A 14,661-nucleotide genomic window follows, 5' to 3' on the forward strand; every position below is an offset into this window, starting at 1 on the left:
AGTGGGCCGGGTGCCGGGCTACCGTCCGTTCATGGCAGCCCTTCCCGACCTCGCGTTCGACCCCTGGGACCCGGCGTTCGTCGCCGACCCCTACCCCGCCTACGCCGAGCTGCGGGCGCGGGGGCGGGTGCTGTACTTCGAGCCGACCGACCAGTGGCTGGTGCCGCACCACGCGGACGTCTCGGCGCTGCTGCGGGACCGGCGCCTGGGGCGGACGTACCAGCACCGCTTCACCCACGAGGAGTTCGGCCGGACGCCGCCCCCGCCGGAGCACGAGCCGTTCCACACCCTCAACGACCACGGGATGCTGGACCTGGAGCCGCCGGACCACACCCGCATCCGGCGCCTGGTGTCGAAGGCGTTCACCCCGCGCACGGTGGAGCGGCTGAAGCCGTACGTGGAGGCACTGGCCGGCGATCTCGTCGCCACGCTGGTCCACGCGGGCGGCGGGGACCTGTTGACCGATGTCGCCGAGCCGCTGCCGGTCGCGGTGATCGCGGAGATGCTGGGCATCCCGGAGTCGGACCGGGCGCCGCTGCGGCCCTGGTCGGCGGACATCTGCGGGATGTACGAGCTGAACCCGTCCGGGGACGCGGCGGCCAGGGCGGTGCGGGCGTCGGTGGAGTTCTCCGACTACCTGCGTGAGCTGATCGCGGCCCGCCGCAAGGAGCCTGGCGACGACCTGATTTCCGGTCTGATCGCGGCGCACGACGAGGGGGACCGGCTCACCGAGCAGGAGATGATCTCGACCTGCGTGCTGCTGCTCAACGCGGGCCACGAGGCCACCGTGAACTCCACGGTCAACGGCTGGTGGGCGCTGTTCCGCAACCCCGGCCGGCTGGCCGAGCTGCGCGCGGACCACTCCCTCGTCCCGTCCGCGATCGAGGAGCTGATGCGCTACGACACCCCGCTGCAGCTCTTCGAACGGTGGGTGCTGGACGAGATCGAGATCGCCGGCACCGTCCTCCCGAGGGGCGCGGAGATCGCCATGCTCTTCGGTTCCGCCAACCACGACCCGGCCGTCTTCACCGACCCGGAGCGGCTGGACCTGGCCCGCGCGGACAACCCGCACATCTCCTTCAGCGCCGGCATCCACTACTGCATCGGTGCCCCGCTGGCCCGCATCGAACTGGCGGCGTCGATGAGGGCACTGCTGGAGAAGGCGCCCACGCTCCGGCTCGCCGCGGAGCCGGAGCGCAAGCCGAACTTCGTGATCCGGGGCCTGGAGGGCCTGGAGGTCGAGCTCTAGGCGCCCGTGCCGGACCGGATCCCGTGCCCGTCCACGACAGCACGCAGGTGCCGCGCTTGACGGCGACCCCGGCGCGCGTGCCGTCGTGCCGCACGGGCGGCCGGCCGTTCGCCGGGGCGTGGACGCGGCGGCCGGGGCGGCGACCGGCGAACAGCGCTCCGCGGTGCCCTACTTCGTCTCCAGGTCCCGCCTCCGGAACCCCGCCAGGCCCAGCCGCACCAGGCCGGCCGCGACCAGGGTGAGCAGCAGCAGCGGCGTCCAGGACAGCTCCGCCGCGGGGAGCCGGGGGACGTGGCCGAAGGGGGACAGGTTGTTCATCCAGTCCGGGAACCGGAGCAGCTGCCCGAGGTAGCCGACGACGAAGGCGTACACCGGCACGATCCAGGCGGCGGCGCTCGCCCTCGGGAACCAGCCGAACAGCACCGCCGCCACGCCCACGGTGACCCACAGCGCCGGTGCGTAGGCGAGGGACGCGCCCGTCAGCTCCGCCACCAGACCGGCGTCGCCGGTCGAGGCCGCGCCGGAGATGCCGAAGCCGAGCCCGGCCAGCAGCAGGACGAGCGTGCCGCCGACCGCCGCGACGGCGAGGTGGGCGCCGACCCAGCGACCTCGGGAGAGCCCGGTGGCCAGCAGCGGCTCGGCACGGCCCGCGGTCTCCTCGGCGCGGGGCCGCAGGGCCGCCATCACCACGTACACCGCGGCGACGGCCGTGATCACCACCATGACCATCGAGGCGAACGACTCGGCGACGCTCGCCCCGCCGATGCGGTCCAGGACCTCCTGGAGCTGGTCGATGTCCTTCAGCATGTCCTCGGCGTCCCCGAGGATCGACCCGTACATCGCCCCCATCAGGAACAGGCCCGTGCCGAAGCCGACGAGCGTGCCCCGGTGCAGCCGCAGCGCGAAGCCGAGCGGGGTGGCGAGCGCGTCGGAGGCGACCGGGCGGCCCAGCTTCTCCGGGCGCAGCCCCGCGCCCACGTCCCGCCTCGTCGACAGCACGAACCCGGCCGTCGCGCAGGCCGCGGCGCACGCGAGGCACAGCAGCAGCGGCCACCAGTCGTCGTCCACGTAGACGTACGTCCGCTGCACCCAGCCGATCGGGGACAGCCAGGACAGGACGCCGTTCTCGCCGGCGTCGCCCGCGGCGCGCAGCACGTAGGCGATGCCGATGACCGCCAGGGCCGTGCCGCTCGCGCCGCGCGTGTGCCCCGTGAGCTGCACGGTCACCGCGGCCACGGCGGCGAAGACGATCCCGGCGGCGGCGTGGGCCGCGCCGTACAGCAGGGAACCGGAGGCGTCGATGCCGTCGATGCCAGGCCCGGCCAGTCCGGTGGCGAGCAGGAGCGCGAGGACGAGGTTGGCGAGGAGGGCGACGGTCAGGGCGGAGGCGAGGTGGGCGTGCCGGCCGACGACCGTGGAGCGCACCAGTTCGGCGCGGCCGGTCTCCTCCTCGGCGCGGGTGTGCCGGGTGACGACCAGCACGCTCATCAGGCCGACGAGGACGGCCGTGAAGCCGAGCATCTGGTGGCCCAGCATGGCGCCGAAGGTGTAGTCGTCGAGGTAGTGGCGCGGGCCGGACATGGCGAGTCCGGCGGGGCTGTCCATGGTGCCGACGACGTTCGCCCGGTCCTCGGCGTCGGCGTACAGGGTCTGGAAGTTCCGGGCGGTCGAGACGGTGCCGAGGAACAGGGCGAGGAGCCACACCGGGATCCTGACGCGGTCCCGGCGCAGTGCGAAGCGCACGAGGGTGCCGGTCCCGGCCAGGGCGGCGCCGCCGGTGGCCGGTCCGGCGGGTGCGGTCGGCCGGGTGGCGGTCGTGGTGCTCATCGCACGTCTCCGTCGACGTGACCGTTGGCGGCCAGTTCGTCGCCGTAGTGGCGGAGCATCAGCTCCTCCAGCGTGGGCGGGTGGCTGATCAGGCTGCGGATGCCGAACTCGGTGAGCCTGCGGACCGCGCCGTCGACGTGCCCGCCGTCGACGGCGAAGCGCACCCTGCCGTCGGCGCTCTGCAGGTGGTGGACGCCGGGCAGGGTGTCCAGGCCGGTGGCGGGGCGTTCGGTCTCGGCCTCGATCGTGGTGCGGGTCAGGTGCCGGAGTTCGCTCAGGCTGCCGGACTGGACGGTCCGGCCGAGGCGGATGATGCTCACCCGGTCGGCGAGCTTCTCGACCTGGGCCAGGATGTGGCTGGAGAGCAGCACCGTCTTCCCGGCCGCCTTGGCCTCGAGGATGACGTCCTGGAAGACGACCTCCATCAGCGGGTCGAGGCCTGCCGTCGGCTCGTCGAGGAGCAGCAGTTCGGCGTCGGACGCGAGCGCGGCGACGATGGCGACCTTCTGCCGGTTTCCCTTGGAGTAGGCGCGGCCCTTCTTGGTCGGGTCGAGGTCGAAGCGTTCGATCAGGTCGGCGCGGCGCCGTGCGTCCAGGCCGCCGCGGAGCCGTGCGAGCAGGTCGATGGCCTCGCCGCCGGTGAGGCCCGGCCACAGCTCGACGTCTCCGGGTACGTACGCGATGCGGCGGTGGAGCTCCACCGCGTCGGCCCAGGGGTCGCGGCCGAGCACCTGCGCGCTGCCCGCGTCGCCGCGCAGGAGGCCGAGGAGGATGCGGATGGTGGTGGACTTCCCCGAGCCGTTCGGGCCGAGGAAACCGTGGACCTCGCCGGTCTCGACGTCCAGGTCGAGCCCGTCCAGTGCGCGTGTCCGGCCGAAGGACTTGTGGAGCCCGGACACCGTGATGGCCTTCGTCATGCTCCGCAACGTACGCTTCTTTCAGAAATTTGTGAAGTTATAGAACTTCATAAAGGACCGGTTAGACTGGCCGAAAGCGTGTGAGCAGGGAGGATGATCGGGGCATGGCGGAAAGGACCGGGACCGGCCGGGACCCGGAGGCGGTCTCCCGGTTCGTGGAGCACTTCGCCGCGCAGCTGGTGGAGGCGGGGCTGCCGCGGATGCCGGCCCGTGTCTTCGCGGCGCTGCTCGCCTCCGACACCGGCGTCCTGACCTCCGCCGAGCTGGGGGAGCGGCTGCGGATCTCGCCCGCCGCGGTCTCCGGTGCGGTGCGCTACCTGGCCCAGGTGCACATGGTCTCCCGCGAGCGCGAGCCCGGGTCCCGCCGGGAGCGGTACCGGGTGCACGGCGACCAGTGGTACGAGGCGGTCACCAACCGCGAGGCGATCATCAGACGGTGGGAGGACGCGCTGCGCGAGGGCGTCGTCAGCCTCGGCGCGGACACCCCGGCGGGGCGCCGCCTGGCGGAGACGCTGGCCTTCTTCGAGTTCATGGAGAAGGAGGTCGAGGCCCTGATGCAGCGCTGGCGCGACCACCGGGAGAAGACCTTCGGCAGGCCCGAGAGCACGTCGGCCGACGCCTGACGCCGTCGGCGCGCACGGACCTGCGGGGGCGGTCCCGGGCGCGGTCGCCTCGCGCGGTTCAGGTGCGCGGACTTCTCGCGCGGTCCGGCGCAGGGACCTCCGGGACGGTCGCGTGCAGGGCTCTGCGGACGGCCCTGTGCTGGGACTCCGAGCAAGGTCCCGCGTACAGAGCTGCGGGCACGGTCCCGGGCGCGGAGTTCCGGGCCGTGCCCCGTGCCTGGATTGCCGCGCGGTCGGGCGCGCGGTCGCCTTGCGCGGTCCGGCGCAGGGTCGCCTCGCGCGGTCCGGCGAACCCGAGCAGAGACCCGAGCAGGGGACCCGAGCAGGGGACCCGAGCAGGGCCCCCGCGCACGGCCCCGTGCACGAACCTCCGAAGACCGCCGCACCCCCGGCACACGCGCCCGGACGCTCACCGCTCCGGCAGGACCAGTCCCAGCGCCGCCTCCTGGACCGTCCACGTCCGGGTCCGTACCGGCCCCGACACCGTGGCGTCGGCGCGGTAGCGGAAGTGGGCGCCGGAGACGGTCACCGTACGGCCCTCCGCGAGCAGCGGGGACGCCTCCGCACCCACCGACGTCGGGCGGACCTCCACCAGGGCCGTGCCCGGGGCGCCCGGCGTCACCGACACCGCCTCCACCGGCAGGTCCAGGTCGACGAGGGTGCTCCCGTCCACCTCCACCCGCAGCCGTGCCGGGCCCGCCTCGGAGGCCGCGGCGACGCGGGACGGCCGGGCCGGCACCAGCGTGCGCACCAGGGACTGGCAGGTCCGCAGCCAGGGGTGCCCCACCTCCGCCGGTCCCGGGGCCCGCAGCGGCGCCGTCGGCACCGGCGGGATCCGCAGCGCGCCCAGCACCACCCCGTCGCTGTCGTCCACCAGCAGGTCCAGCCGCCGCTCGGTCCCCTCCAGCACGGCCCGCGCCGCCGCCACCGCCCCCGTGGGCACCCCCAGCGACCGGGCGAGACTCAGCGCACCCCCCACCGGGACCAGCGACAGCGCGCATCCGGCCAGCTCCCGCTGCCGGTGCAGCAGCCCCACCGCCCGCACCAGTGCCCGGTCGTCACCGACCACCACCGGCCGCCGCGAGCCGCGCCGGGCCAGTGCGCGGGCGAACTCCTCCGGTCCGTCCGGCAGGCACAGCTTCGTCGCCGCACCCGCGCTGAGCACGTCTTTCGCGATGCGCACGGACTCACCGTCCCCGCGTCGGGCGACCGGATCGATGACCACCAGGAGCTGATCGGACGTCGCGGAAGTCGCCACCTCGGCCATGCCTCGCTTCCTCGGGTAGCATCTTTGTGCAAGAGCCCCTTGCGCTATTGCGCCAGGGGCTTCGTCTATTCCGGGGCATCCGGTCCGACGGTTGGCGGCCAACGGTGGTCGCGGTGCACGCGGCGGAGATCCTCCGTGTGCGCCCCTGACCCTGGACATGCCCCGCCCGGAAGGGGTGTACGCGCGTGCCCGCACTTGTGCTGCTCGGTGCTCAGTGGGGTGACGAAGGCAAGGGAAAGGCGACGGACCTGCTCGGTGGATCCGTCGACTACGTGGTGCGCTACCAGGGCGGCAACAACGCCGGCCATACGGTAGTCGTGGGCGACCAGAAGTACGCCCTCCACCTGCTCCCTTCCGGAATCCTGTCCCCCGGCTGCACGCCGGTCATCGGCAACGGAGTCGTCGTCGACCCCTCGGTCCTGCTCTCCGAGCTGAGCGGTCTGAATGAGCGCGGCGTCGACACGTCCAAGCTCCTGATCAGCGGAAACGCGCACATCATCACGCCGTACAACGTGACGGTGGACAAGGTGACCGAGCGCTTCCTCGGCAAGCGCAAGATCGGGACCACCGGCCGCGGCATCGGCCCGACCTACGCGGACAAGATCAACCGCGTCGGCATCCGCGTCCAGGACCTGTACGACGAGTCGATCCTCACCCAGAAGGTGGAGGCGGCGCTCGACGTCAAGAACCAGATCCTCACCAAGCTCTACAACCGCCGCGCGATCGCCGTGAACCAGGTGGTCGAGGAGCTGCTGGACTACGCGGACAAGCTCGCGCCGTACGTGGCCGACACGGTGCTGGTCCTGAACCAGGCCCTGGAGGACGACAAGGTCGTGCTCTTCGAGGGCGGCCAGGGCACGCTGCTGGACATCGACCACGGCACGTACCCCTTCGTCACCTCGTCCAACCCGACCGCGGGCGGCGCCTGCACGGGCGCCGGCGTGGGTCCGACGAAGATCAGCCGGGTCATCGGCATCCTCAAGGCGTACACGACCCGCGTCGGCGCCGGCCCGTTCCCGACCGAGCTGTTCGACGAGGACGGCGAGGCGCTGCGGCGCATCGGCGGCGAGCGCGGCGTCACCACCGGCCGCGACCGGCGCTGCGGCTGGTTCGACGCGGTCATCGCCCGCTACGCGACCCGCGTGAACGGCCTGACCGACTTCTTCCTCACCAAGCTCGACGTCCTCACCGGCTGGGAGCAGATCCCGGTCTGCGTGGCGTACGAGATCGACGGCAAGCGTGTCGAGGAGCTGCCCTACTCGCAGTCGGACTTCCACCACGCCAAGCCGGTCTACGAGATGCTGCCGGGCTGGAACGAGGACATCAGCAAGGCGAAGAGCTTCTCCGAACTGCCGAAGAACGCCCAGGCGTACGTCAAGGCGCTGGAGGAGATGTCCGGCGCCCCGATCTCCGCGATCGGCGTGGGCCCGGGCCGCGACGAGACGATCGAGATCAACTCGTTCCTCTGAGCCCTCCTTCCCGGGACCCGGGGACCCGGGGACCCGGGATCCCGGGGCTTGAGGGGACGGCCGGCGCGGTGAACCCGGCCGGCCGTCCCGCCCGGGGGAGGCGACCCCTGGTCCGTCGTGGCCGCGCTCGGTGCCCTCTTCACCGCCGTACGCCTGCGGCGCATGTGGCACACCCACGAGCGCCGCACCCTGCCCGCATGGACCCGCTTCCTCGGACTGCTGCTCGCCCTGTACGGGCTGTACGTCGCCTACCGCGTCCTCGACGGGATCACCGGACAGCAGGGCTGCCCGCCGCACCGGTGGCCACGAAGCCGGGCTCGGTCGCCGGGCTTCACCCAGGGGCATAGCCTGAGGTCGTACGCCGCGTGCATCGGCCGGAAGAACCGGAAGAAGGTGAGTGCGATGCGCGTACTGCTCAAAGCCTCCATGGACACGGAAAAGGCGAACCGGGTCATTCAGGAAGGCGGTATGCCGAAGCTGATCCAGGAAACGGTGGAGCAGCTGAAGCCCGAAGCGGCCTACTTCACCTCCGAGCACGGCAAGCGCACCGCTTACCTGGTCTTCGACATGCAGGACAGCTCGCAGATGCCGGTGATCAGCGAGCCGTTCTTCATGCAGCTCGGCGCCGAGATCACGTACACCCCGGTGATGAATCTCGAGGACGTGCAGAAGGGGCTGTCCCAGCTGCACTGATCCTCAGCTGAACACGATCATCGACCCTTGCGCCAGACTCCGCGTCGCCGCCGCGTGCAGGCCCAGCCACACGTGGCGTTCGCGGGCGAAGGGGCTGGGGTCGTACGGGGCCGGGTCGGCCGGCTCCTCCAAGTCGGTGGGGCCGAGCGGGGGTTCGGGCGCCGTCGGGGGATTCGCCGGATCGATGCCGAGGGACGGTGCGACGAATTCCAGTTCCCGCAGCAGGGCGTGCGAGGAGCCCAGGGGGCCACCGCCCGCGAGGAGTTCCTCGCTGGAGAGCGGCTGGGGGAAGTCGACCGGGACGTAGGCGCCGGCGTGGTCGTAGTGCCACACCAGGTGGGACTGCTGGGCCGTCGACTCGAACATCTCCAGCAACTGCTCGTAGTCGCCGCCGAGTTCGTCCACCGGCGTCACCGGCAGGCCGCACACCTGGAGCAGGTAGGCGCGGCGCAGGAAGTGCAGTGCGTCGTAGTCGAAACCGGCGACCGGGGCGACCTCGCCGGACAGCCCCGGCATGTACTGGTACACCGGCACCGGTGGCAGCCCGCCCTCGGCGAGCACCCTGTTGTACTGCGCGAGTTCCTCGGCGAACGGATTGTCGGGCGTGTGGCACAACACGTCGACGAGCGGTACCAGCCACAGGTCACAGGCCAAAGAGGGCTCCTCACACAGCACGGTGGTCAGCACGGTGGTCAGGGAAGGGTATCCGCGCCCCGCGAGGGGGGCGCCCCCCGTGCAGGTCCCATACCCGTACGGCCACGGACGACGCCCGCCCGGCCCGGATCTCCCCGCGCCGGTTCAGCCGGCGGTGACGCGTTCGACGAGGGCGAGGGAGTGGGCGTCGTACGACTCCACGATCGAGCGGGCCGCGTCGGTGTCGCGCCGCGACAGCGCGTCGACCAGCTCGGTGTGCCGGGACCACAGCCGGCCGCGCAGCTCGGGCAGCCGCCGCAGCTGCTGGACCACGCACACCCAGGTCTGGACGCGCAGCCGGTGCAGGAAGTCGGTGAGATAGCTGTTGCCGAACAGCGCGCCCAGCTCCCGCCAGAACCGCAGGTCGTAGCCGATGAGGACGGTGAGGTCCCCGGCGAGCGCCGCCCGCTGGGCCTCCTCGCCCCGCCGCCGGACCCCGGCGAGCGCGGCGGAGACCCGCGTGCCGTCCGGCCGGAGGTGGACCGGGCGGCCGCCGGTGAGGGCCTGGAACATCCCGTCGGTCACCAGGCTGCGGGCCTCGATCATGCCGCGGAAGTCCTCGACGGAGTACTCGTGCACCCGGAAGCCCCGGTGCTGGTCGGCGTCGAGCAGCCCCTGCGCCGACAGGTCGACCAGCGCCTCCCGCACGGGCGTCGCGGACACCCCGTACTGCTCGGCGATCTCCTTGACGGTGAACTCCTGCCCCGGCTGGAGCCGGCCCGCGAGCACCTCGTCACGGAGCGCGTCGGCGATCTGCTGCCGCAGGGTGCTGCGGGTCACGGCGCCGCTGAGGCCGGGCATGGTCGGGGCGTCTCCCTCGTCGCGTTCGAGTGACGTGCACGGACAGGTCCACGGGCACGCCACCTTACGCGTTCCGGTGACCGGCGGGCCGCCGGAGCGGGCGCAGGACGGGGCACCCCGCGCGCACCCCGCGCGCCCGCCTCCGGCCCGGTCACGGCGTGAGCCCCCGCCGGTTACACCACGTAGCCGTCGGCGACGGTCAGTGCGGCGTCCAGCACGGCCAGGCCCTCCTTCAGCTCGGCCTCGCTCACGTTGCACGGCGGCACGACGTGGGTGCGGTTCATGTTCACGAAGGGCCACAGGCCGCCCTCCTTGGCGGCGGCGGCGAAGGCGGCCATCGGGGCGTTCGCCGCGCCGGTGGCGTTGTACGGGACCAGCGGTTCCCGTGTCTCGCGGTCGCGCACCAGCTCGACCGCCCAGAACATGCCGACGCCGCGCACCTCGCCCACGCAGGGGTGCCGCTCGGCCAGTGCGCGCAGTCCGGGGCCGAGGACGGAGGCGCCGAGCCGGGCCGCGTTCTCGACGACGCCCTCCCGCTCCATGACGTTGATCGTCGCCACGGCCGCCGCGCAGGCCAGGGGGTGGCCGGAGTAGGTCAGCCCGCCGGGGTAGGGCCGCTTGCCGAAGGTCTCGGCGATCGCCCCGGAGACGGCCACGCCGCCCAGCGGCACGTATCCGGAGTTCACCCCCTTGGCGAAGGTCATCAGGTCCGGCACGACCCCGTACAGGTCCGCCGCGAACCACTCGCCGGTGCGTCCGAACCCGGCCATGACCTCGTCCAGGACGAAGACGATCCCGTACTTGTCGCACAGCTCCCGCACGCCCGCGAGGTACCCGGCGGGCGGTGTCATGATCCCCGCCGTGCCGGGGATGGTCTCCAGGATGATCGCGGCGACGGTCGACGGGCCCTCGAAGGTGATCGTCGTCTCCAGGTGCTCCAGCGCCCGCGCGCACTCCTGCTCCTCGGTCTCGGCGTAGAAGCGGGACCGGTAGAGGAAGGGGGCCCAGAAGTGCACGACCCCGGCCGTGCCGCTGTCGGAGGCCCAGCGGCGGGGGTCACCGGTGAGGTTGACGGCCTGCTGGGTGCCGCCGTGGTACGAGCGGTAGGCGGAGAGCACCTTGGGGCGGCCGGTGTGCAGCCGCGCCATGCGTATGGCGTGCTCGACGGCGTCGGCGCCGCCGTTGGTGAAGAAGATCCTGTCGAGGTCGCCCGGGGTCCGCCCGGCGATGAGCCGCGCCGCCTCCGAGCGCGCCTCGACGGCGAAGGCGGGCGCGAACGTCGTCATCCGCGCCGCCTGCTCCTGGATCGCGGCGACGACCTCGGGGTGCTGGTAGCCGATGTTCGTGAACACGAGCCCGCTGGTGAAGTCGAGGTAGCGCCGGCCGTCGTAGTCCCAGAAGTACGACCCCTGTGCCCCGGCGACGGCGAGCGGGTCGATGAGCTCCTGCGCGGACCAGGAGTGGAAGACGTGGGCACGGTCGGCGGCCTTGACGGCGGCCCCGGCCTCGGGGTTCGGCTGAGGGGTCATGCGCCCGAGGGTAGGTCGCGGCCGGGCACCGGCGACATCGGCGCCCTGTCTGCGGTCGCGGCCTTTCCGCGACAGTCTGTCGACAGCCGGGCGCCGGGGGCCGCCCCGCAATTGACAGCATGCTGCATTAATGACAGGATGCTGTCATAGCAACGGCGTGAGGAGAGAAGCCATGAGCAGCAGCACTCCCGGCACGACCGGCACCGGTGCCGACGGCGACGCCCGCAAGCCGGTCCACCTGGCCGTCTACGACACCTTCGCCGACTGGGAGACCGGGCACACCACCGCCCACCTGGCCCTCGCCGGCTACGGCATCCGCACCGTCGCGCCCACCCGCGAGCCGGTCACCAGCATCGGCGGACTCCGCGTCCAGCCGGACCTGGCCCTGGCCGACCTGCGCCCCGAGGACAGCGCGCTGCTGATCCTGACCGGCGCGAACCTCTGGGACGAGGGCGACGCGCTCGCCCCCTTCGCCCGCACCGCCCGCGCCTTCCTGGACGCCGGCGTGCCCGTCGCCGCGATCTGCGGCGCCACCGCCGGACTGGCCCGCGAGGGCCTGCTCGACGACCGCGCGCACACCGGCGCCGACTCCGGCTACCTGGCGGCGACCGGATACGCGGGCGCGGACCGTTACGTCGAGGCGGACGCCGTCACCGACGGCGTACTGGTCACCGCCGGGCCCACCGAGCCCGTCGCCTTCGCCCGCGAGGTCTTCCGGCTGCTCGGCGCCTACGACGAGCCGGCGATCGACGCCTGGTACCGCCTGTTCCACGACTCGGACCCGCTGGCGTACGCCGACCTCGAGAAGGCGCTGGGCCGGTGAGCCGGGAGCGTCAGGACCTGCTCAGCCGCAGCGCGCTCGGCGTCTTCCGGCTCAACGGCCAGTTCCTCGCGGTCGCCGACGAACTGGCCCGCCCCGCCGGCCTCACCGCCGCCTGGTGGCAGGTCCTCGGCGCGGTCCTCACCGAGCCGCTGCCCGTCTCCGGGATCGCCCGCGCCATGGGCATCACCCGCCAGAGCGTCCAGCGCATCGCCGATCTGCTGGTGGAACGCGGCCTCGCCGAGTACCGCCCCAACCCGGCCCACCGCCGCGCCAAACTCCTCGCCCCCACCGAGGAGGGCCGCGCCGCCGTCTCCCGCATCGACCCGGGGCACGCGGCCTTCGCCGACCGTCTGGCCGAGGCACTCGGGGAGGCCGACCTGGCGCGGGCGGTGCAGGTCCTGGAACGCCTGTCCGAGACCCTCGACGCGCTGGGTCCGCCTGTTACGGAACCGTAGACGGCATCCCACGCGCCCCGTCGGGACCCGCACTATCCTCGATCTGTTGCTCACTGGGGGGAAGGCGGCGCAGCGATGGAGAAGCTCGGGCCGGGGGACCCGCTGGGCGTCACCGGGAGCATGGGGGCGTACCGGCTGCTCGCGCGGCTCGGGGCCGGGGGGATGGGGCAGGTCTACCTCGCCCGGTCCGACCGGGGGCGCACCGTCGCCGTGAAGCTGGTGCGGCCGGAGCTGGCCCGGGAGGAGGAGTTCCGGGCCCGGTTCCGGCAGGAGGTGCGGGCCGCGCGGCAGGTCGGCGGTGACTGGACGGCACCCGTGCTGGACGCGGACACCGAGGCGCCGGTGCCGTGGGTCGCCACGGGATACGTCGCCGGGCCCAGCCTCCAGCAGGTCGTCGGGCAGGACCACGGGCCGCTTCCGGAGCGGTCGGTGCGCATCCTCGCCGCCGGGCTCGCGTACGCGCTGAAGGACATCCACGCGGCCGGCATGGTCCACCGCGACCTCAAGCCGTCGAACGTCCTCGTCACCATCGACGGGCCCCGCGTCATCGACTTCGGCATCGCACGGGCGCTGGAGACCGTCACCGACGGCGGGCTCACCCGCACCGGCGCGCTCGTCGGCTCGCCCGGTTTCATGGCGCCCGAGCAGGTGCGCGGCGACCGCGTCACCCCCGCCTGCGACGTCTTCTGCCTCGGCTCGGTGCTGGTCCACGCCGCCACCGGCGAGCTCCCCTTCGGCACCGCCAACAGCGGTGTGCACGCCCTGATGTTCCGCATCGCCCAGGAGGAACCCGACCTCGAGCGCGTCCCCGAGGGGCTCGCCGACCTGGTGCGCGACTGCCTGAAGAAGGACCCCGCCGCCCGTCCCACCCTCGACGAGGTCCTGGAGCGCACCGGCGCCGAGGACACCGTCGCCGACGGCCGCGCCCGCGACCCGTGGCTGCCCAGCGCCCTGGTCGCCCAGCTCGGCCGGCACGCGGTGCGGTTGCTGGACGCGGAGGACCCGGAGTCCTCCTCGCGGCCCACACCCACCGCGCTGTCGGAGAACGCGCCCGCGTCCCCGGCCACGCCGGCCGTTGCCCCCGCGTCCCCTGCCGCGTCCCCTGCCGTGTCGCCCGCGGCGCCGCCCCACGCCGCCCCGCACAACGCCGCGCCGTCGAAGGCCACTCCGCCTGCCGGGAGCCCGAACCCCACCCCGGCCGCGACCGGACCGAACGCCACCCCGCACGACCCGCCCGCGACCCCTGCCCCGCCCGCCGGGCCCGCCCCCGCCGCCACCCCCGAACACGCCCCCGCCGCCGACGACTCCGTGCCCGGACCCCCTGCGGCACCCCCCGGTGCAGCTCCGCCCGCGCCGGGGAGGCCGGGCGGCGGTGCCCCGTTCGACCGCCTCCCCACCGTGGTCGTGGGCCAGAACACCCCGCCCCCGGGCCCCACCTCCGCCGCCCCTCCCGGGTACGGCCACCCCCAGCAGCACCCGCAGCCCGCCGCCTACGGTCACCCGTACACCGGTCACGGCGCCCCCGGCTCCACCCCGCCCTACGGGCCTCCGCCGTTCGGTCCCGCCCCGGCCTACCTCCCTGCCCAGGAGCCGCCCCACAGGGCCGGCCGCTCCACCGCCCTGCTCGTCGTGATCGCCCTAGTCGTCGCGCTCGCCGCGGGCGGCACGGTGTACGCGCTCATGAGCGGCGGCGGGGACACCCGGGCCGGCGGCGACCCCACCGCGTCCCCGACCGGTGTCCCGCAGAGCGGGGGCTCCGCCACCCCCGACGCGAAACAGCCGACGCGGACGGACCGTCCGACGTCCTCGGCGCCGTCGGACGGGGCGATTCCCACCGCGTACCTGGGCAGCTGGTCCACCACCATCGACAACGCGGGCGGAACGCACACCCGCCGGCTGACGCTCCAGCAGGGCGGGGCCGGCGACAAGGTCATGTCCCTCGTCGCCGACGGGCCCACGGACAGCGGCACCTACCACTGCGTGTTCGAGGCCGAACTGACCGCCGACCCCGGTGCCGGCGACCGCCTGGAGATCGGGCCGTCCAGGGTGACCGTCGGACAGCCGCGCAGCGCCTGCACACCGGGCGCCGCCACCGAGATCACCCTGCTGCCCGACGGCTCCCTTGAACGCCTGAACACCGGCAACGGCGAGCGGCTCACCTACACGCGGGAATGACCCCGCGGGAATGACCCCGCCGGGCCACCCGGGAGGGAGGCGCCTGCCCGGCGCCGTACGACCCGGTGGGCCGCCCAGGGCGCACGGGCCGGCTGGGGCGCAGGGGCCACCCAAGACGCATGGTCACCCAGGGCACACGG

The 14,661-nt window shown here is 73.5% G+C and carries 13 protein-coding genes; 7 read left to right on the forward strand and 6 right to left on the reverse strand.

The window, feature by feature from the left end; all coding sequences use genetic code 11:
• Positions 1 to 31 precede the first annotated feature (31 nt).
• Positions 32 to 1,249, forward strand: a complete 1,218-nt coding sequence (locus ACFYOV_RS06820; RefSeq protein ID WP_389083660.1) for a cytochrome P450 — start codon at positions 32 to 34, stop codon at positions 1,247 to 1,249.
• A gap of 168 nt (positions 1,250 to 1,417) precedes the next feature.
• Here ACFYOV_RS06820 and ACFYOV_RS06825 read toward each other — a convergent pair whose 3' ends face one another.
• A complete protein-coding gene (locus tag ACFYOV_RS06825) occupies positions 1,418 to 3,076 on the reverse strand; it encodes an ABC transporter permease (RefSeq protein WP_389083662.1) in 1,659 nt (552 codons plus the stop codon).
• Positions 3,073 to 3,993, reverse strand: a complete 921-nt coding sequence (locus ACFYOV_RS06830) for an ABC transporter ATP-binding protein (protein ID WP_389083665.1) — start codon at positions 3,991 to 3,993, stop codon at positions 3,073 to 3,075. Before ACFYOV_RS06830 ends, ACFYOV_RS06825 begins: the two co-directional genes overlap by 4 nt.
• A 104-nt stretch (positions 3,994 to 4,097) precedes the next feature.
• Between ACFYOV_RS06830 and ACFYOV_RS06835 the strand changes: the two genes are divergently transcribed.
• On the forward strand, positions 4,098 to 4,616 hold the full coding sequence (locus ACFYOV_RS06835; protein ID WP_389083668.1) for a GbsR/MarR family transcriptional regulator: 519 nt from the start codon (positions 4,098 to 4,100) through the stop codon (positions 4,614 to 4,616).
• A 409-nt stretch (positions 4,617 to 5,025) separates the two neighbouring features.
• On the opposite strand, the gene ACFYOV_RS06840 is transcribed toward ACFYOV_RS06835, so the two are convergent.
• Positions 5,026 to 5,883, reverse strand: a complete 858-nt coding sequence (locus tag ACFYOV_RS06840; protein ID WP_389083670.1) for a diacylglycerol kinase family protein — start codon at positions 5,881 to 5,883, stop codon at positions 5,026 to 5,028.
• A 185-nt stretch (positions 5,884 to 6,068) separates the two neighbouring features.
• Here ACFYOV_RS06840 and ACFYOV_RS06845 point away from each other — a divergent pair, with 185 nt between their 5' ends.
• Positions 6,069 to 7,352, forward strand: a complete 1,284-nt coding sequence (locus tag ACFYOV_RS06845) for an adenylosuccinate synthase (protein WP_389083673.1) — start codon at positions 6,069 to 6,071, stop codon at positions 7,350 to 7,352.
• Positions 7,353 to 7,754: 402 nt separating this feature from the next.
• The gene (locus ACFYOV_RS06850; RefSeq protein WP_389084105.1) at positions 7,755 to 8,045 is read left to right on the forward strand and encodes a hypothetical protein; all 291 of its coding nucleotides are present in this window, start codon (positions 7,755 to 7,757) and stop codon (positions 8,043 to 8,045) included.
• Between the two features lie 3 nt (positions 8,046 to 8,048).
• Here ACFYOV_RS06850 and ACFYOV_RS06855 read toward each other — a convergent pair whose 3' ends face one another.
• The 3 genes from ACFYOV_RS06855 to ACFYOV_RS06865 all read right to left on the reverse strand — a co-directional run bounded on the left by ACFYOV_RS06855 (position 8,049) and on the right by ACFYOV_RS06865 (position 11,068).
• Positions 8,049 to 8,699, reverse strand: coding sequence for a hypothetical protein (locus ACFYOV_RS06855; protein WP_389084108.1), 651 nt, complete (start codon positions 8,697 to 8,699; stop codon positions 8,049 to 8,051).
• A gap of 144 nt (positions 8,700 to 8,843) precedes the next feature.
• A complete protein-coding gene (locus ACFYOV_RS06860) occupies positions 8,844 to 9,539 on the reverse strand; it encodes a GntR family transcriptional regulator (protein ID WP_389083675.1) in 696 nt (231 codons plus the stop codon).
• A gap of 173 nt (positions 9,540 to 9,712) precedes the next feature.
• Positions 9,713 to 11,068, reverse strand: a complete 1,356-nt coding sequence (locus ACFYOV_RS06865; RefSeq protein ID WP_389083677.1) for an aspartate aminotransferase family protein — start codon at positions 11,066 to 11,068, stop codon at positions 9,713 to 9,715.
• A gap of 172 nt (positions 11,069 to 11,240) precedes the next feature.
• Here ACFYOV_RS06865 and ACFYOV_RS06870 point away from each other — a divergent pair, with 172 nt between their 5' ends.
• The 3 genes from ACFYOV_RS06870 to ACFYOV_RS06880 all read left to right on the forward strand — a co-directional run bounded on the left by ACFYOV_RS06870 (position 11,241) and on the right by ACFYOV_RS06880 (position 14,521).
• Positions 11,241 to 11,891 carry a type 1 glutamine amidotransferase family protein gene (locus ACFYOV_RS06870; RefSeq protein WP_389083680.1) on the forward strand — a complete coding sequence of 217 codons (651 nt, stop codon included), beginning with the start codon at positions 11,241 to 11,243 and terminating at the stop codon, positions 11,889 to 11,891.
• Positions 11,888 to 12,346, forward strand: coding sequence for a MarR family winged helix-turn-helix transcriptional regulator (locus ACFYOV_RS06875; RefSeq protein WP_389083682.1), 459 nt, complete (start codon positions 11,888 to 11,890; stop codon positions 12,344 to 12,346). The genes ACFYOV_RS06870 and ACFYOV_RS06875 overlap by 4 nt, the downstream gene beginning before the upstream one ends.
• Positions 12,347 to 12,421: 75 nt before the next feature.
• The gene (locus ACFYOV_RS06880; protein WP_389083685.1) at positions 12,422 to 14,521 is read left to right on the forward strand and encodes a serine/threonine-protein kinase; all 2,100 of its coding nucleotides are present in this window, start codon (positions 12,422 to 12,424) and stop codon (positions 14,519 to 14,521) included.
• Positions 14,522 to 14,661 lie beyond the last annotated feature (140 nt).

Origin of the sequence: Streptomyces sp. NPDC005931 (assembly GCF_042871235.1) — a bacterium.
Taxonomy (GTDB): Bacteria; Actinomycetota; Actinomycetes; order Streptomycetales; family Streptomycetaceae; genus Streptomyces.

Coding starts and splice junctions, on each gene's coding strand:
- ACFYOV_RS06820 (WP_389083660.1), top strand. CDS start 32: ATGGCAGCCCTTCCCGACCTCGCGTTCGACCCCTGGGACCCGGCGTTC.
- ACFYOV_RS06825 (WP_389083662.1), bottom strand. CDS start 3,076: ATGAGCACCACGACCGCCACCCGGCCGACCGCACCCGCCGGACCGGCC.
- ACFYOV_RS06865 (WP_389083677.1), bottom strand. CDS start 11,068: ATGACCCCTCAGCCGAACCCCGAGGCCGGGGCCGCCGTCAAGGCCGCC.
- ACFYOV_RS06830 (WP_389083665.1), bottom strand. CDS start 3,993: ATGACGAAGGCCATCACGGTGTCCGGGCTCCACAAGTCCTTCGGCCGG.
- ACFYOV_RS06880 (WP_389083685.1), top strand. CDS start 12,422: ATGGAGAAGCTCGGGCCGGGGGACCCGCTGGGCGTCACCGGGAGCATG.
- ACFYOV_RS06870 (WP_389083680.1), top strand. CDS start 11,241: ATGAGCAGCAGCACTCCCGGCACGACCGGCACCGGTGCCGACGGCGAC.
- ACFYOV_RS06835 (WP_389083668.1), top strand. CDS start 4,098: ATGGCGGAAAGGACCGGGACCGGCCGGGACCCGGAGGCGGTCTCCCGG.
- ACFYOV_RS06850 (WP_389084105.1), top strand. CDS start 7,755: ATGCGCGTACTGCTCAAAGCCTCCATGGACACGGAAAAGGCGAACCGG.
- ACFYOV_RS06840 (WP_389083670.1), bottom strand. CDS start 5,883: ATGGCCGAGGTGGCGACTTCCGCGACGTCCGATCAGCTCCTGGTGGTC.
- ACFYOV_RS06860 (WP_389083675.1), bottom strand. CDS start 9,539: ATGCCCGGCCTCAGCGGCGCCGTGACCCGCAGCACCCTGCGGCAGCAG.